We start from the raw sequence: 15,969 nt of genomic DNA on the forward strand, positions 1-15,969 counted from the left end.
CTCCGTTTCGTTGTCGTTCGGATCGTCGCGGGCGCTCAGAGCAGACCCGCGCGATCCAGCACGCCATCGAGCCGCGCTTCGAGTTCGCGGGTGGCGGGCATCATCGGCAAGCGATGTTCGTTCGCGGGGATCAGGCCCATGCGCTTCATCATGTATTTGATGGGGATCGGATTCGTGTCGTAGAACACGGACTGATTCAGTTCGAACAGCGCGAAATGCAGCTTGCGCGCGGCCGCGTAGTCGCCGCGTTCGACGGCTTCGACGAGATCGGCGACCTTGCGCGGCGCCAGATTGCCGACCGCGTTCATCAGCCCGCAGGCGCCGACTGCGAGCATCGGATAGCTCAACTCTTCGAGACCGACGAACACGCGCCACTCGGGCCCGAACGCATCGAGCATGTGCGTGACGAAAGCCATGTCGTTGACCGCGTGCTTCATGCCCACGAGGTTCGGCGCACGCTCGCGGATCGACTTGACGGTGGCAAGGTCCATGCTGACGGCCGCACGCCCCGGGATGTGATAGATCAGCAGCGGCCGATCGGTGCGCGCGGCGATGTCCGCGTAGTACTCGACCAGCCCGCGCTGCGGCGGACGGATGTAGTAAGGCGTGACGACCAGCATCGCATCGACGCCGGCCTTGTCGGCGTGCTGCGTCAGTTCGACCGTCTCCGCGTGCGATTGCGAGCCCGTCGCGGCCAGCACGGGAACGCGGCCAGCCGCTGCCTCGACGGCCACGTCGACGAGGCGGTTGCGCTCGGCTACGGTGAGCAGACTCGGCTCGGCTGTCGTGCCGTTCACGAGCACGCCGTGGCCGCCGTTGACGATTTGCCAGTCGACGAGCCGTGCATACGTTTCGTAATCGACGGCCTGGTTGCGGAAAGGCGTCACGATCGGGGTGATCGACCCCTTCAGCCAGGAGATATCGCGCATGATCTGGATTCCTTGTCGATGAAGCGGCTTACGCAGCCTTGGCAGCATTCGTGCGATTGGTCGAAAAACCGGTCTGCGTGCCAAGCAGCGCAGGCGGCTCCTTCAGGCTCTCCTGCCACAGCAGCGACTGCATGTAGATGTTGAGCGGCTGGTCCTGGATGGTCAGCTCGTAGACGTAGTCGTCGTAGGACGCGTGGTTGTGTACGGCCCAGCCGGGCGCCGACAGCATCAGGTCGCCGGCCTTCCACTCGTAGCGGTTGCCCGCCACCATGCTGTAGCCCGAGCCCGAAAAGTAGTAGTTGATGGCCGCGGATACGTGGCGATGCGGACGGTCGACGATCTTCGGCGGACGGATCGTCATCGTCGCGAAGAAGTTCGGCGTGATGCCGTTGGTGCGGCCCGTCACCGGGTTGTACATCATGTACAGACGGCGGCCGACGTAGTCACTGCCCAGCGCCTCGAGCTTGTCGAGTTCGGCCTTCACCTGTTGCCACGAGAAGTGCAGCGGGCGCGACTCGACCACCTGCGGATTGATCAACGTTTCGTACGGCATCAGCAGACCGCCGTCTTCGCCGATCGGGAACGTGCCGAACGGACTGCGGCGCTTCGGGTCGTCGCTCGCATGCGCGGTGAGCGTTTGCGTCGGCACTTCCAGTTCGACGCCGAACTCGGGCACATACACTTCCATGTGCTGCAGCAGCGGCGTATTCGAGTAGACCAGCCGCACCTGAATGTCGTCGGTGTCGTTCGTATGCGCGAAGGCGACGAAGGCGGGGTGATTCCACACGTCGTATTGACGGAACGCGATGGTGCGCCCCGCGACGCGCGTCGAGCCGCCGCCCCGGATGCAGAAGTTCACTTCAGTCGCGTTGTGGCGCATCGGCTCCGTCGATTCGCCAGGCAACAGGACTTGCAGCGACACCTGAATGCCGGGCGCAAGTCCGGGCGAGCCAGCGCGCGCGGACGGATGAACGATCAACGATTGGCGGCGGCCGTCCGCGGGCCTCGGCAGTGTGGCAAGGCGCTCCACTTCCGCGTCGATCTGTTCGCGGCTCACGATCACGGGCGCCCAGTAGTGATTGTCGCGGGGACGCTGGCCCGTCTGATCGACGAAGCTCGCTTGCGCCGGCCCGAATTCGCGTCTCAGGTCATGCATCGGAAAGTCTCCTCAAGGCACCCGCCCGAAGCGGTTCGCGGCGCGGTGCAAAAAATGGAATCGAGGACTGAAAATTACTCGCCGGCGCTCTGTCGATCAAGATTGATATTTCAAATCAATATAAACACTCAAAGTGCTCGATGCGGCGACGCAAAATCATTGAAACTCATTATCCGTAGCCTTTCTGCTAGACTGCAGATTGTTCAGGCGCCACGCCTTTTTCGGTTGATTTATATTGATTAGATTGATTTCATGACGACCCGAGATCTGATGACGCGCGAAGAGGTACTGGCCCGGCTCAACATCAAGCCGGCCACCCTCTATTCGTACGTAAGCCGCGGCCTGATCGGCACGGCGCCGCACGACGACGGCCGGCGCAGTCTGTACGTGCGCGCCGATGTCGAACGGGTGGGCAGCCGCAAGCGCGGACGCATGCCGAAGGCGGCATCGGCTGAATCGACGATGCGTTGGGGCGAGCCCGTGCTCGCCTCCGCGATCACGCACATCACGCCGCAAGGTCCGCTGTATCGCAACCGGTCGGCCGTCGAGATGGCGAAGGCAGGTTCTTCGTTCGAATCGGTTTCACAATTGCTGATGACGGGCGTCTGGCAGGACGGCGTCACCGCGTGGGGCGCACTCGACACGCCGCAAGCCGTGCTGCCGCTTTTCGACGCGTACGCGGGCAAGCTGGACGGCGGCGATATCGCCAACCTGCTTGGCATGGTGCCGCTCGCGCTCGGCATGCAGGGGCGCGGCGCGGCGGAGATTTCCGATGGCAGCGCGGTGCAGGCCGCGCGCCTCATCATGCAGACGATGGCGGGATGTCTCGGATTCCTGAGCAAAGAGCGCGCGTTCGTGATGCGCGAGCGCGGCGAGAGTCTCGCGTCCTATCTGCTGCGCGCGGCAGGCGGCACGTGTACGCCCGATGCCGTCTTTGCCGTCAACGGCGCGCTGACCGTGCTCGCCGACAACGAACTGGCGCCCGCCACCTTCGCCGCGCGCGTGGCGGCGTCGACGAATGCAGATCTCTACAACTGCGTCGCGGCGGCAATCGGCTCGCACGTCGGCTTTTCGACGGGCACGGCGACGGAGAAAGTCGAAACCCTGCTGTTGCGCGACGTCGCCAATCCGGATACGGCACCGCGCCTGCAGATGGTTCGCGAGGTCGGCGCTAGTCTGTTCGGTTTCAACCATCCGCTGTATCCGGAAGGCGACGTGCGCGCCAATCTGATCCTCGAACAGGTGCGCGCGCTGCAGCATGCGACGCCGGAGACGGTCCCGACACTCGAATTTCTCGCGCTCGCCAGAGACAAACTGTCGATGCATCCCGGCGTGGCGATTGCGCTCGTCGTCCTTGCACGTGCGCTCGGCCTGCCGGATGGCACGGCCACGGCCTTATGGATCATCAGCCGTACCGCGGGTTGGGTCGCGCATGTGCTGGAGCAGCGCGCGCAGGCTTTTCTGCTGCGGCCACGGGCGAAGTACATTGCGGCTTTGCGGATGTAGCGCCTGTAGCGTCGAACGCGCGAGGGACTCTGTAGCTGCGCAATCTACTGGCCGGGTGAAGAAGTAAAGCAGGGCTGTTACTACTCGCCCTGCCGCTGCCTCCAGTCAGCGTAAAGATCCTCATGCGATTCCAGCCGAACCGGCTCATATTGGATCTTGATGGTTTGTTCGGCAAACGGCTTCGCCAGATCGGCATAGACAGCCGCTGTCGACAGCCCATAAGGCGCGCCATCCTCGTTGGAGTACGCATAAAACACTTCACCGATGCCCGCCATCCGCATCGCGGCAAGACACATCGGACACGGATGACCGCTCGCATACACCGTGCATCCCGCGAGGTTCGGCGAGCCGAGCTTCTGGCTCGCCGCGCGGATCGCGTTCAATTCCGCATGCGAAGTCGGATCGTTCGTATGCAGAATTTCGTTCACGCCTGTCGCGACGACTTCGCCATCCTTGACGATCACGGCGCCAAACGGCCGCCCGCCGCCTTCGACATTGCCGTAGGCCAGTTCGATCGCCTCAGCGAGGTAACGTTGTTGCGGGGTCATGGTAGTCACTCCTTGAATACGTCTGAGGAGTTTACGCTACGACGATTCAAAACGTCTGCCAGTCGACTTCAGCCCGCGATTGAACGGCTGGCTCGCGTTGCACGACAGGTTTTTTCGCAGCCACCGAGCGAGCGGGCGACGGCGTCGCATACATCCCCTGCTGCCCGCCATCGAGCCTGAACATCGCCACCGCCGCCTTGAGGCTCGCGGCCTGATCGGCCATCGCCTGCGCGGCCGCCGTTGCCTGCTCGACGAGCGCGGCATTCTGCTGCGTCACCTGATCCATCTGCGCGACAGCCGTATTGACCTGCTCGATCCCCGTCGACTGTTCCGTCGATGCCGCCGCGATTTCGCTCATGATGTCCGTCACGCGCTTCACCGAGCGGACCACATCGTTCATCGTCTCACCCGCGTCATGCACGAGCGTCGAGCCCGTCGATACATGTGCAGCGGATGTTTCGATCAACGCCTTGATCTCTTTCGCGGCAGCGGCGCTGCGTTGCGCCAGCGTGCGGACCTCGCCCGCGACGACTGCGAAGCCGCGCCCCTCTTCGCCAGCGCGCGCCGCTTCGACGGCGGCATTGAGCGCGAGAATGTTCGTCTGGAACGCAATCCCTTCGATCACCGAAATGATCTCGGACACGCGCGACGAACTCGATGAAATGTCATCCATCGTCGCGACGACCTTGCGTACCACATCGCCGCCCGTGGTCGCCGTCTGCGACGCGTTGCTCGCGAGCGTGCTGCCCTGGCGAGCGTTCTCAGTGTTCTGCCGGACCGTCGACGTAAGCTCTTCCATGCTCGCCGCCGTTTCTTCCAGCGAAGCCGCCTGTTCTTCCGTGCGCTGCGACAGATCGGTATTGCCTTGCGCGATTTCACTCGCCGCGACCGAGATCGACTCGGCCGACTTTTTGATGTCGGCGACGATCGACGTGAGCCGCGCGCGCATCGTGTCCAGCGATCCCATCAGGCTGTCGGGATCGCTGTTCGTGAGATCCACCTTGACGGCGAGATTGCCCTGCGCGATCTGCGCGGCGATATCCTGCGCGGTGCGCGGCTCGCCGCCCAGCTGTCGCAGAATGCTGCGGGTAATCAGCGTCGCCGTGACCAGCGCAAGCGCAATCGATGCCGCCACGATCACCGCGATCAGCACGCGAATGCGCGAGTAGGTCGCGATTGCGTCCTGCTGCGCGACGAGATTCGACTGGTCTTCGAAGTCCGCCAGCTCCGCCGCGCGCGCAAGCCACGTGCGTTGCGTCGGCCGGGCGCGTTCGAGCAGCAACTGCGTCGCGGCGATCGTGTCGTTCGCGAGACCGAGTTCGACCACCTTGCTCATCGGCGGCACGGCGGCGGACTCTTCCTGCTTGAGCGCAGCCATCAGCGAACGCTCGCGCGGCTCGGTTCCGGCTTCTTCCGCGAACATGCGGTCGAGCTTCTGATACGCGTCCGCATAGAGTTCGCCCTGCTTCGCAATCCGTTCGGCTTCGGCTCGCCTGTCCGCGACAGTCGTGTAGAGCACGATGTTGCGCATCGCTATCGCGCGATCCTGAATCGATGCGCGAAGCTCGTTGGCGAGACGTGCCTGCGTGCCGTTGACGCGCGCGATCTCGTCCAGCTTGCCGTTCAATGCCCATAGCCCGTAGAAACCGATCAGCGCTACAGCGAGCAGCAAGCCCGTCAACAAGCCGAATCCGGCAAGCAGGCGGGTCGAGACATTCAGGTTGCGCAGGTTCATTGCAGTCGTGCCTCGTTGGTGGTTACAACTTGTTTACGGCAAACCAACGAGCGGCTGAAGGTGGCTTTATGCCACACTGCGTAAAGAGAATAGAACACGGACGTTCGTACGTTGCCATCATCGAAGCGTGACGGCATCATTCGATCCACATCAGGAGATCGCCATGTCGCACAAGGGAAGCTGTCATTGCGGACGCATCGCATTCGAGGTCGAAGGCGAGCCAACCAGCGTCATGGCGTGCAACTGTTCGATATGCCAGCGCAAAGGCGCGTTGATGTGGTTCGTTCCTTTCGAGCACCTCCATCTCACGACACCCGAGCAAAACGCCAGCACGTACACCTTCAACAAGCATGTGATCCGTCACCGCTTCTGCCCCGTTTGCGGCATGCATCCGTACGGTGAAGGCACCGCGCCCGACGGCCGCCCGATGGCGGCCATCAACGTACGCTGTCTCGAAGATATTGATATCGATGCGTTGCCCGTCACGCATTACGACGGGCGCTCGCACTGACGTTCGCGCTCAGGGCGCTGTGTGCGCGCGAGGGTCAGGCGGGATTGGGGGTCCGCTCATTCTGCTCGCGCGACCATTCGCGCACCGCGTTCGCGAACAGATGCAGCGCGGGCGGCGTATGCCGGTTCGCCGGGTAGTAGAGGCACCATTGCCCGAATGAAGGCCCCGCCGCCGGCAGCAGGTCGATCAGCACGCCTGCCGAAAGCAGCTCGCTCACCAGCGTCTCGGGCACCCACGCAATGCCGACTCCCGACAGCGCGGCCCACACCATCAGATTCAGATTGCCGAGGGTGACAGAACCGCCGACATCGAGCGACACGCGTCGGCCGCGATGTTCGAGATCCCAGCGGAACAGCGCGCCGCTCTCGAAGCGAAAACGGATGCAGCGGTGATCGAGCAAATCGTTCGGATTTTGCGGCATGCCATGTCGCTCGATGTACTCAGGTGAGGCAACCGCGCAAAAGCGCAACTCAGGTCCGAAGCGGATCGCGATCATGTCCCGCGGCACGTCTTCCATCACGCGGATACCCGCGTCGAAACCACCCGCGACGATATCGACGAGCCGCGTATCCACCACGAACTCCACATGAATCTCGGGATATTTCTCGAGGAACGTCGGCAGCACCTGCTGGATCACTTCTTTTGCGCCATTCTCCGAGCAATTGATACGAATCGATCCCGAAGGCCGGTGCTGCGCCGACGTGGCCTCATCCACCGCGTCTTCGAGATCGCGAATCGCGGGACTCACGCGGCGCAACAACTGCTCGCCGGCTTCGGTCAGTGCCATCGATCGCGTCGTGCGCGTAAACAGCCGCACGTTCAGACGTCCTTCCAACGCGCGCATGGCGTGACTCAGCGCGGACGGCGTCACGCCCATCGCGCGCGCAGCGGCGCTGAAGCTGCGGTGCTGTGCAATGGAAACGAAGGCCGATAGTTCCGACAGACCAGGACGCGGCATTAGTGAAAATCTCTCATAAGGTCTTGCAAACCCAGGCGGATTGTTGAGCGCAATTATCGAGCCTATTCTGTGTGTCCGCACCTGACTATCAAAGAGGAAATCATGCAGCAGCGCGAACTGGGCAAGTCCGGTCTCAAGGTATCCGCCATCGGACTGGGCTGTATGGGACTGAGTTTCGCATACGGCCCCGCGACGGAAGAGCAGCAGGCAATCCGTCTGCTTCACTCGGCGCTCGACCAGGGCGTCACCTTCTTCGACACCGCCGAAGCCTACGGCCCCCACACGAACGAGACCTTGCTCGGCAACGCTCTGTCGGCGAATCGCGACAAGGTCGTCATCGCCACCAAGTTCGGCTTCATCGACGGCCAGCCGCCTAAAGGTCTCGACAGCCGTCCGGAAACCATCCGGGCCGTCACCGAAGCATCGCTCAAGCGGCTGAAAACGGACCGCATCGATTTGCTTTACCAGCATCGTGTCGATCCCGCCGTGCCGATCGAAGACGTGGCAGGCACCGTGCGCGATCTCATCAAGGAAGGCAAGGTGCTGCACTTCGGTTTGTCCGAGGCAGGCGCAAGCACGATCCGCCGCGCGCACGCCGTGCAACCCGTCGCCGCCGTGCAAAGCGAGTACTCGTTGTGGTGGCGCGAGCCGGAAGCCTCCGTGCTGCCGACGCTCGAAGAACTCGGCATCGGCTTCGTGCCGTTCAGCCCGCTAGGCAAGGGCTTCCTGACGGGAGCGATCGACGCCAGCACGACCTTCGACAAAACGGACTTCCGCAACATCGTGCCGCGATTCTCGGAAGAGAACCGCAAGGCCAATGCGGCACTCGTCGAAGCGCTCGGCGCGATTGCCGATAGCAAAGGGGTGACGCGCGCGCAGATCGCGCTGGCGTGGTTGCTTGCACAAAAGCCGTGGATGGCGCCGATCCCCGGCACCACGAAGCTGTCTCGACTGGAAGAAAACGTCGGCGCGGCTTCGATCGTGCTGTCGGCGGAAGATCTCCAACAGATCGATACGGCGTTGCGTGGCATCGCGATTGTCGGCGAGCGTTATCCCGCGCATCTTCAGCAACGCGTTGACCGCTAAGTAGCTGGCGCAATACGGACGACGTGGAGATCGCGTCGTCCGTGCCCTCATCTCATCTCAGCGCAGCGAGCGGAAACTCACGCGTACTTCGTCCGTGAACTCTTGCGGTTGTTCCCAGGCGGCAAAGTGCCCGCCTTTGGGCAAACGGTTGTAGTGAATCAGTTTCGGATACGCCTTCTCTGTCCAGCTCTTGGGCGCCGAGTAGATTTCATCCGGGAACACGCTGACCGCGACGGGAATGGTGACGTGCTTCGGCGCAAAGAAGTTGAGCTTGTTCTCCCAGTAGAGACGCGCCGACGAGATGCCCGTATTCGTCACCCAATACAGCGTGACGTTGTCGAGTACGTCGTCGCGCGACAGTCCTTCCGTCTGACCGTTGAACACGCGCGCAATCATCGCCTGACTCGCGGCGTCGTGATCGAGCATCCACGCGGCAAGACCAATAGGCGAATCTTCGATTCCATACAGCGTTTGCGGCCGGCCTGCCATCTCTTGCGCGTAACCCAGACCGTGCTTGTAGAAATAGTCGAGTTGATCGAACGCATGTTGTTCATCGGGCGACAGACCGGCGGGCGGCGGGTTGCCGTACTTCAGCGCATTCGCAATGTCGTCGGGTACGGTGGCGGGCATGTTCGTATGAATGCCGATCAGTCCCGGCGGCGTGAGAAGCGCCATCTGCTCGGTGACCGCATTGCCCCAATCGCCGCCTTGCGCGACGTATCGCGTGTAGCCGAGACGCTGCATCAACACTACCCACGCGCGTGCGATGCGTGCAGGGTCCCAACCTGTTGTCGTCGGCTTGCCGGAGAACCCGTAACCGGGAAGCGACGGAATCACGACATCGAAAGCATCCGATGCATTGCCGCCGTGCGCTGTTGGATTGGTCAAAGGATCGATGACCTTCATTTGCTCGATGATCGAGCCGGGCCATCCATGCGTGATGATCATCGGCAAAGCATCTTTCTGCTTCGATCGCACGTGGATGAAGTGAATGTCGAGCCCGTCAATTTCAGTGACGTATTGCGGCAGCGCATTCAGTCTCGCTTCCACCTTGCGCCAGTCGTAGTTAGTCGACCAGTAGGTGGCGAGCTTTTGCATCGTCGCGAGTTGCACGCCTTGTGATGCATCGGTGACGGTCTCACGTTCGGGCCACTTTGTCGCCTTGATGCGTCGGCGCAGATCGGTCAGTTGCGATTCCGGCACGTGAACGCGAAGTTTGCGAATGGCCGTCTTGTCGCCGCCGGCCGCCGGCGTGATTTCAGTGACTGCCTGACTGGTTTGCGCAAAGGCGAATCGACTCAACGAACCTGCGGCGATTGCGGCAGCGGCCACGCCGATAAAGCGGCGACGCGACGGGGCTTGGGGAAGGATATCGTTTTGCATGGAAGCTCCTGTTGGCAATAAGCACGAGTAGGTGGAGCGATGAGCGCCGCAGCGTTTGATATCCCGGGCATACCGCTTATCACTGCCCGTCCTGAAGCCCATATGTCGAGCCAGTCGGCAAAGCTCATATCGTCACCGCTTTGCTGCGAATCAGGATTCGTTGTTCGTGATTCGCAACAGATGAGCGGATTATGTGAATGCGGACACTCGACGTAAATACCAGCGGCGGCACAACACTTGTGTCGGCGATGAACAACTCGTAGTCGATGCCGCGCCTATGCACAGGAATGGCAGTAGTGCAAAACATGGCAAGGTCCGGAGACTGAACTACGGTGATGAGTTCGTGATCATGCGTGATCTTAATGACGTTGCCGATGTCACGCAGCGCAAGTACACGCGTTCCAATCAAGGTGACGCGAATGCATCGATAGTGCCGCGTTCACGTCGTAACTGGCCAGGTCGCAAACTCGCATCTCGCCCGCCTGTTTGAAAGCGGTTTTCAAGCAGCAGCCTGTTCCGCGACAGAAAAAATGCGCTCGATTGTTGCGCCACCGCTCTCCTCGCATAACCCGAATACTGCGCCAATGCGCACACATGACCCTTCCGATGCAGCCACTTCATAGCCGGTCGTATGCTTGCGGCACTTCCAAAGGCGTTTCTTTCGAGCATGGCTCGCTGCTCCGATTCGAACGTGGAACAACGTCAGGAAGTACACAGCACTTGACACTATGATTATCATAGTGCTATTTTCTGTCATCGCGATGCACGTTGTGAGACGTCACGATTCGTTCGACAAAAGTAGCTCGGCGCCGACCGCGAGACGTGGCCCAGTTCGCACCCTTTCCGAATGGAGAACTGCAATGTCCAATCCTGTTTATCGCGCGGACCGCACCGGCTTGCTGCTGGTCGATCCGTACAACGATTTTCTGTCGGAAGGCGGTAAGGTCTTCCCCATGATCAAGGAGATCGCCGCCGAAGTCGGATTGCTGGACAACCTTCGTGCGGCCGTCGCTGCCGCACGCAAGGCGAACGTCCAGGTGTTCTATGTGCCGCACCGCCGCTGGGAACCAGGCGACTACGACAACTGGGATCATCCGAACCCGACGCAACGTCTCGTGCAGCAACGTCACACGTTCGAGAAGGGAACGTGGGGCGGCGAGTTTCATCCCGACTTCCAGCCGCAGGCCGGCGACATCATCATCAAGGAACACTGGGCGCAAAGCGGTTTCGCCAACACCGATCTCGACTTTCAGCTCAAGCAGCAAGGCGTCACGCATGTGATCGCGATCGGACTGCTGGCGAATACCTGCATGGAATCGACGTGTCGCTTCGCGATGGAACTGGGCTATCACGTCACGCTCGTGCGCGATGCAACGGCCGCTTTCACGAAGGAAATGATGCACGCGGCCCACGAACTGAACGGCCCTACTTTCGCGCATGAAATACTGAGAACGGCAGAACTGGTCGCCGCGCTGGCTGAAGCACAGGGAGCCCGCTCATGACGCTCACCGGCAGCCTCTTTATCGGCGCGCAGGAAGTGCCCGCCAGCGCGGGCTCGATGCCGGCGCATCACCACAGACGGAAACCGCTTCATGGACAAGATTCACAGCCTGCGCGTTTTTTCGCGGGTCGTCGAAACCGGTAGTTTCACTGCCGTAGCCAATGTACTCGACAGCAATGTGGCGCGCGTCTCGCGTGCCGTTTCGGAACTCGAAGACGACCTGCGCGTGCGGCTCTTTCATCGCACGACGCGGCGCATCACGCTCACCGATGCAGGCGCCCGCTATTACGAGCGATGCCAGCAGATTCTCGCCGATCTCGACTACGCCGACGCCGAAGCCGGCAACGCGATGAACGAGCCGCACGGCACGCTGCGCGTACATGCAATGCCGGGCCTTGGACAAACTCATCTCGCCGCGTGCATCGTCGGCTATCAGGCGCGCTATCCGAACATCGAGATCGAACTCGTGTTGTCGTCGACGATGCCGCGGCTCGTCGAGGAACAATTCGACGTGTCCGTCGTGACGGCGCGAACGCTGCCCGATTCGGGTTACGTCAGCCAGGTGACGGGCACGAGTTACAGCATGCTGGTCGCCGCGCCGTCGTATCTGGAGAAGCACGCGCCTCTGCGCTCGCCTGACGATCTGGACGGCCACGCATTCGTGCGGCTGCAGTCGCCCGCCTCGCCGACGGATGGCTGGCAACTCGAAGGCGCGGACGGCGACGTGCTGCTGAATGCGTCGGCGGCACGTTACAGGATCAACGATCCCGAGGCTTTGCGCGTGGCGCTGCGGGCGGGCGCGGGCATCGGCGCGCTCGCAGTCTATTCCGCTATCGACGATCTTCGCGAAGGCACACTGGTTCGCGTCCTGCCGCAATTCCAGTTGCCAACGCGCAACGTCTATTCGGTTTACGCTTCGCGCCGCTATGTCGATGCAAAGATCCGTACGTTCGTCAACTTCCTCAAGGACGAACTCAGCGCGCGACTCGCGGCACAGGAAGCCACCTTGGTTTCGTAAGGACGCTTGACGTCGTTCAGACCGCGACGATTCCCGTCAGATTACCCGCGTCGCGCAGCACGACGCGCGTGTCGGAGCCGTCGAGCGAAACGCGACGGATTGTGCCGCCCAGATCGCTAACATAAGCGACGTTGCGATAAGGATGCACGGACAATCCTATTGCCTCGTTGAAGCCGTCGAGCAACACGTCGGCATGCAAGCCCGTCTCGCCACGCTGCTCAAGCCGGCTGCGATTCAACGTGTTGCCGAACGGCGGCGCGCCGCGATCGGTCCAGTAAAGCGTCATCGTCGCAGCGTCGAGTTCGAGATCGACGGGCTCCGGCAAGTGGTCGAACAGAGTTTCGATATCGTCGCGCGATGCTGGCGACACACTCTTGCGGCGCGGATTCAGCGGCGCGCGCAGGATGCGTCCCGTGTTTGATTTCGTCGCGCCCTTTTGCGTCCAGTAGATCTGCTCACGTTCGACATCGAGCGCGAGTCCGACACACCAGTTCCACGCGTCAGCCTGTTGATGTGCGCCGTAGCCCGTCTGCACGAGCGTCTCCAGTGATGATCCGTCGAGCCTGCAACGCATCACGCGCATGCCTTCGCGGTCGCACCAGTAGAGATGGCCGCCGCGTGGCTCGATGAGCAGTTGCTTTGGCGTGTGCGTTAATCCTGGCGGTACGATGGTCGTGAGGTCGCCGCCGTCGAGATCGCAACGCATGATGAAACCGTCGTTGCGCGACGGCACGCCCATGTTGGTCCAGTAGAGATGACCGCGCGCCGTGTCGATGGCGATGCCGTCCGGCCCCGCACAGCAAGCGTCGACCAGCACTTCGAAGCCGCCGCCATCGCTCGTCGCCGAAAGCACGCGATTGCCGCCGTGGTCGAGAAAGTACAGACGCATGTCATCCGATGCGCCCGTCTGCTCGCCGGGCTTTTCCAGAAGCGCGTGCTCCATCATTGACCCGCGACGGCAAAGCCGCGATAGGGCAGCAGCGGAATGAACATCTGGATTTCGAGCTTGCCGGCCTGCATCAGCGGCAGTGCTTCGACGGTTGCACGCGCTGCGCTTTCGTCCACCGCTTCGATCAGCAGGCACGCGCCCGGCAGGTCCGCGCGGGTCCAGACCTGACGAATCGTATCCAACGCGTACTTCTCTTTGACATACGCGACTTCCATCGCGCGCTGCTCGTTCGTGACGGGCGTGGCGTCTTCCTTGACGCGCATTGCAAACAGAAATTGCATGAGAACTCCTTCGACTTTCACGTGTTGTTTAACTCACGTGCAGTCTAAGAAGCGTGCTCAGGCGGAAAAAGACGGCGTTCCGTAAAAGGCTCTTTTACGGAACCTGAAAAATGCGGTCATGCGGCCGATCAAAACGCCTTGGCAAGCCGGAACGCCGAAACGGCTTCTCGCATCGTCTGCGCCTGGCTTTCCAGCGCGCTTGCCGCGGCGGCCGCCTGTTCGACGAGCGCCGCATTCTGCTGCGTGACCTGGTCCATCTGGCTTACCGCGTGGCCGACCTGCTCGATGCCGTCGCTCTGCTCGGCTGTCGCCATCGTGATTTCACCCATGATGCCCGCGACATTGCGCACCGACCGCACGATCTCGGTCATCGTCGCGCCCGCCTGCGCGACGAGTCCATTGCCGTTCTGCACGTGATCGATGGACGTGCCGATCAGCGCCTTGATCTCGCGTGCGGCGCCCGCGCTGCGCTGCGCGAGCGTGCGCACTTCGCCCGCGACGACGGCGAACCCGCGCCCCTGCTCGCCCGCGCGCGCCGACTCGACGGCTGCATTCAGCGCGAGAATATTCGTCTGGAACGCGATGCTGTCGATCATGCCGATGATGTCCGCAATCTTGCTCGAACTCGAGCTGATCTCGGCCATCGTATGCACCGCGCGCTCGACCACGTCGCCGCCCTGCTGCGCGAGATCGGCCGCATTTGTGGCGAGCCTGTTTGCTTCGCGTGCGTGCTCGGCGTTCTGCTTTACGGTCGACGTCAGTTGCTCCATGCTCGCCGCCGTTTCTTCGAGCGACGCCGACTGCTCTTCCGTGCGGCTCGACAGATCGAGGTTGCCCGCCGCGATCTCGCGCGCCGCCGTATGAATCGCTTCGCAGCTTTCGCGCACGCCGGAAACCGTCCGTGTGAGACCCGACTGCATGCGGTGCATCGCGGCAAATAACTGACCGATCTCGCTCTTGCTCGCTTCGGGCACGCGCACCGTGAGATCGTTGGAGGCAATGCGATCGAGCACGTCGGCCGCCTGTGCGAGCGGCGTGGTGACCGTGCGTTGCAACGCGATGTACGCGAGCACGATCAGGCCGACCGCAATCGCGATGCCGAACATCACCGTGCCGACGATCCATTGATAACGCTGATTGCCGCTCGCGAGCGCATCCTCGGAAAGCTGGTTGGCGAGTTTCTGGAATTTCTCGACGTTCGCCGAATAAGCCGCGCCCGACGCGGTGATGTCGCGATCGTTGAGTGCCGCGTAGGTCGCCGTGTCGCCGTTGCGCAATGCGTCGGCGGCACGGTTGAGTGTCGTGGCAAGTTGCGTCGCCGAATCGAGCAGTTGCTGCTTGAGCGCAGCGTCCATGCCGTCGAACGCATCCGACTTCTCGAATGCCTGCGTCTCGCGCACGGACAGGTCGAGCGAGCGTTGCGCGCTTTGCAGCGCCGAGTCGCGCGTAGCCGTGTCATTGCGCTCCTTCAGCGCGGAGTAAGCGCGCACCATCGCCGAACGCGTGCGGGTCGTGTCCTTGTACGCATCGTTGACGAGAATGGTCTGACGCGCCATGTCCCGCAGATTCTGCGCATTGCCGTTGGTGATCTTCAGCGCGCCGATGCCGACCACGCCGCCGAGCAGAATCATCGTCGCGAATACCACGAGCAATGCAAGAAGGCTGGCCCGTACCGTAATGTTGCGCATGCTGATCGATGCCAGCACGCGCCGGCGAAGAGTTGAGTCAACAGCTTAACGGCAGTATCGGGGAACGCTTTAGGAGATTCGGGAAATATCGAGTGGTTCAGTGGAGCAGTCGCATCCGTGTTGATGCGCGAACCAGCTATTGCAGCGCGAGCGCGTTAATTGCGATGTTGGTGAAAGGCCGCAGAGAGATATCTCGCGTCGGGCGGAGGCGGTTGACCTCGCCCGAGCGAGCAATGCGTGAAGAGAGGCGCTGCTTTTGCCAGAGCTTACTGCGCGACTGTGGTTCACACGTTACGCAGCATCTCCAGCACCCGCACGACATCGGCGTCGGCGAGGTCGCCCTCCGGTTCCTTGCGGGCGAGCAGCAAGTCCATCAGGTCGTTATCGCTTAGTTCGAGCAGGCGCGTGAGCGCGCCTACGTCTGCATCACTGAGATCATGCTCATATCGGCTAAAAAAACGCTCGAAGATCAGATCGTTTTCCAGCAGGCCGCGCCGGGCGCGCCAGCGAAGACGCGCGCGACGCAGCGGGTCGGACTGATGCGGCGTGTCCATCTCAGACCGCACGCCGGACCATCAATTCCTTGATCTTGCCGATCGCCTTCGTCGGGTTGAGCCCCTTCGGGCACACGTCGACGCAGTTCATGATCGTATGGCAACGGAACAGACGGTACGGATCTTCCAGGTTGTCCAGCCGCTCGCCCGTCGCCTGGTCGCGGCT

16 protein-coding genes and 1 pseudogene are annotated in these 15,969 nt (G+C 62.0%); 5 read left to right on the top strand and 12 right to left on the bottom strand.

Annotation, left to right across the window (positions count from 1 at the left end; all coding sequences use genetic code 11):
- Nucleotides 1-35: 35 nt before the first annotated feature.
- Entirely contained in the window at nt 36-929 is an 894-nt protein-coding gene (dapA, locus tag BLT65_RS18780) for a 4-hydroxy-tetrahydrodipicolinate synthase (protein WP_091779809.1), read from the bottom strand.
- 28 nt (nt 930-957) lie between these two features.
- Nucleotides 958-2,085, bottom strand: coding sequence for a cupin domain-containing protein (locus BLT65_RS18785; protein ID WP_091779811.1), 1,128 nt, complete (start codon nt 2,083-2,085; stop codon nt 958-960).
- A gap of 270 nt (nt 2,086-2,355) precedes the next feature.
- Between BLT65_RS18785 and BLT65_RS18790 the strand changes: the two genes are divergently transcribed.
- Nucleotides 2,356-3,591 (top strand): citrate/2-methylcitrate synthase, encoded by a 1,236-nt coding sequence (locus BLT65_RS18790; protein WP_091779813.1) that lies wholly within the window; start codon nt 2,356-2,358, stop codon nt 3,589-3,591.
- Between the two features lie 80 nt (nt 3,592-3,671).
- On the opposite strand, the gene BLT65_RS18795 is transcribed toward BLT65_RS18790, so the two are convergent.
- Together BLT65_RS18795 and BLT65_RS18800 are read right to left on the bottom strand one after the other, a co-directional pair.
- A complete protein-coding gene (locus tag BLT65_RS18795) occupies nt 3,672-4,139 on the bottom strand; it encodes a nucleoside deaminase (RefSeq protein ID WP_091779815.1) in 468 nt (155 codons plus the stop codon).
- 46 nt (nt 4,140-4,185) lie between these two features.
- Nucleotides 4,186-5,874, bottom strand: a complete 1,689-nt coding sequence (locus BLT65_RS18800) for a methyl-accepting chemotaxis protein (RefSeq protein WP_091779817.1) — start codon at nt 5,872-5,874, stop codon at nt 4,186-4,188.
- Nucleotides 5,875-6,037: 163 nt separating this feature from the next.
- On the opposite strand from BLT65_RS18800, the gene BLT65_RS18805 reads away from it, so the two are divergent.
- Nucleotides 6,038-6,385: a GFA family protein gene (locus BLT65_RS18805; RefSeq protein ID WP_042313452.1), complete on the top strand. Its 348-nt coding sequence runs from the start codon at nt 6,038-6,040 to the stop codon at nt 6,383-6,385.
- A 34-nt stretch (nt 6,386-6,419) separates the two neighbouring features.
- Here the strand turns inward: BLT65_RS18805 and BLT65_RS18810 are convergent, their stop codons facing one another.
- On the bottom strand, nt 6,420-7,343 hold the full coding sequence (locus tag BLT65_RS18810) for a LysR family transcriptional regulator (RefSeq protein WP_091779819.1): 924 nt from the start codon (nt 7,341-7,343) through the stop codon (nt 6,420-6,422).
- A 102-nt stretch (nt 7,344-7,445) separates the two neighbouring features.
- Here BLT65_RS18810 and BLT65_RS18815 point away from each other — a divergent pair, with 102 nt between their 5' ends.
- Nucleotides 7,446-8,429, top strand: coding sequence for an aldo/keto reductase (locus BLT65_RS18815; RefSeq protein WP_091779821.1), 984 nt, complete (start codon nt 7,446-7,448; stop codon nt 8,427-8,429).
- A 57-nt stretch (nt 8,430-8,486) separates the two neighbouring features.
- On the opposite strand, the gene BLT65_RS18820 is transcribed toward BLT65_RS18815, so the two are convergent.
- Entirely contained in the window at nt 8,487-9,812 is a 1,326-nt protein-coding gene (locus BLT65_RS18820; RefSeq protein WP_091779823.1) for an epoxide hydrolase family protein, read from the bottom strand.
- Between the two features lie 124 nt (nt 9,813-9,936).
- The gene (locus tag BLT65_RS47635) at nt 9,937-10,221 is read right to left on the bottom strand and encodes a hypothetical protein (RefSeq protein WP_091779825.1); all 285 of its coding nucleotides are present in this window, start codon (nt 10,219-10,221) and stop codon (nt 9,937-9,939) included.
- A gap of 451 nt (nt 10,222-10,672) precedes the next feature.
- Between BLT65_RS47635 and BLT65_RS18830 the strand changes: the two genes are divergently transcribed.
- Both BLT65_RS18830 and BLT65_RS18835 read left to right on the top strand, forming a co-directional pair.
- Nucleotides 10,673-11,314 carry a cysteine hydrolase family protein gene (locus BLT65_RS18830; RefSeq protein ID WP_091779827.1) on the top strand — a complete coding sequence of 214 codons (642 nt, stop codon included), beginning with the start codon at nt 10,673-10,675 and terminating at the stop codon, nt 11,312-11,314.
- 90 nt (nt 11,315-11,404) lie between these two features.
- The gene (locus BLT65_RS18835) at nt 11,405-12,331 is read left to right on the top strand and encodes a LysR family transcriptional regulator (RefSeq protein WP_091779829.1); all 927 of its coding nucleotides are present in this window, start codon (nt 11,405-11,407) and stop codon (nt 12,329-12,331) included.
- A gap of 16 nt (nt 12,332-12,347) precedes the next feature.
- Here the strand turns inward: BLT65_RS18835 and BLT65_RS18840 are convergent, their stop codons facing one another.
- The 5 genes and pseudogenes from BLT65_RS18840 to sdhB all read right to left on the bottom strand — a co-directional run.
- Complete coding sequence (locus BLT65_RS18840; protein WP_091779831.1) at nt 12,348-13,277, bottom strand: YncE family protein; 930 nt, start codon at nt 13,275-13,277, stop codon at nt 12,348-12,350.
- Nucleotides 13,274-13,561 (bottom strand): hypothetical protein, encoded by a 288-nt coding sequence (locus BLT65_RS18845; RefSeq protein WP_091779833.1) that lies wholly within the window; start codon nt 13,559-13,561, stop codon nt 13,274-13,276. Before BLT65_RS18845 ends, BLT65_RS18840 begins: the two co-directional genes overlap by 4 nt.
- A 128-nt stretch (nt 13,562-13,689) precedes the next feature.
- Nucleotides 13,690-15,249: a methyl-accepting chemotaxis protein gene (locus tag BLT65_RS18850; protein WP_091779834.1), complete on the bottom strand. Its 1,560-nt coding sequence runs from the start codon at nt 15,247-15,249 to the stop codon at nt 13,690-13,692.
- 284 nt (nt 15,250-15,533) lie between these two features.
- Nucleotides 15,534-15,803: an FAD assembly factor SdhE gene (locus tag BLT65_RS18855; RefSeq protein WP_091779836.1), complete on the bottom strand. Its 270-nt coding sequence runs from the start codon at nt 15,801-15,803 to the stop codon at nt 15,534-15,536.
- 1 nt (nt 15,804) lies between these two features.
- Nucleotides 15,805-15,969, bottom strand: a pseudogene (gene sdhB, locus BLT65_RS18860) (succinate dehydrogenase iron-sulfur subunit); the annotation flags it as partial.

Source organism: Paraburkholderia steynii, from assembly GCF_900100565.1.
GTDB lineage: Bacteria > Pseudomonadota > Gammaproteobacteria > Burkholderiales > Burkholderiaceae > Paraburkholderia > Paraburkholderia terrae.

Coding starts and splice junctions, on each gene's coding strand:
- dapA (WP_091779809.1), bottom strand. CDS start 929: ATGCGCGATATCTCCTGGCTGAAGGGGTCGATCACCCCGATCGTGACG.
- BLT65_RS18855 (WP_091779836.1), bottom strand. CDS start 15,803: ATGGACACGCCGCATCAGTCCGACCCGCTGCGTCGCGCGCGTCTTCGC.
- BLT65_RS18795 (WP_091779815.1), bottom strand. CDS start 4,139: ATGACCCCGCAACAACGTTACCTCGCTGAGGCGATCGAACTGGCCTAC.
- BLT65_RS18800 (WP_091779817.1), bottom strand. CDS start 5,874: ATGAACCTGCGCAACCTGAATGTCTCGACCCGCCTGCTTGCCGGATTC.
- BLT65_RS18830 (WP_091779827.1), top strand. CDS start 10,673: ATGTCCAATCCTGTTTATCGCGCGGACCGCACCGGCTTGCTGCTGGTC.
- BLT65_RS18805 (WP_042313452.1), top strand. CDS start 6,038: ATGTCGCACAAGGGAAGCTGTCATTGCGGACGCATCGCATTCGAGGTC.
- BLT65_RS18790 (WP_091779813.1), top strand. CDS start 2,356: ATGACGCGCGAAGAGGTACTGGCCCGGCTCAACATCAAGCCGGCCACC.
- BLT65_RS18815 (WP_091779821.1), top strand. CDS start 7,446: ATGCAGCAGCGCGAACTGGGCAAGTCCGGTCTCAAGGTATCCGCCATC.
- BLT65_RS18845 (WP_091779833.1), bottom strand. CDS start 13,561: ATGCAATTTCTGTTTGCAATGCGCGTCAAGGAAGACGCCACGCCCGTC.
- BLT65_RS18785 (WP_091779811.1), bottom strand. CDS start 2,085: ATGCATGACCTGAGACGCGAATTCGGGCCGGCGCAAGCGAGCTTCGTC.
- BLT65_RS18810 (WP_091779819.1), bottom strand. CDS start 7,343: ATGCCGCGTCCTGGTCTGTCGGAACTATCGGCCTTCGTTTCCATTGCA.
- BLT65_RS18840 (WP_091779831.1), bottom strand. CDS start 13,277: ATGATGGAGCACGCGCTTCTGGAAAAGCCCGGCGAGCAGACGGGCGCA.
- BLT65_RS18835 (WP_091779829.1), top strand. CDS start 11,405: ATGGACAAGATTCACAGCCTGCGCGTTTTTTCGCGGGTCGTCGAAACC.
- BLT65_RS18850 (WP_091779834.1), bottom strand. CDS start 15,249: ATGCGCAACATTACGGTACGGGCCAGCCTTCTTGCATTGCTCGTGGTA.
- BLT65_RS18820 (WP_091779823.1), bottom strand. CDS start 9,812: ATGCAAAACGATATCCTTCCCCAAGCCCCGTCGCGTCGCCGCTTTATC.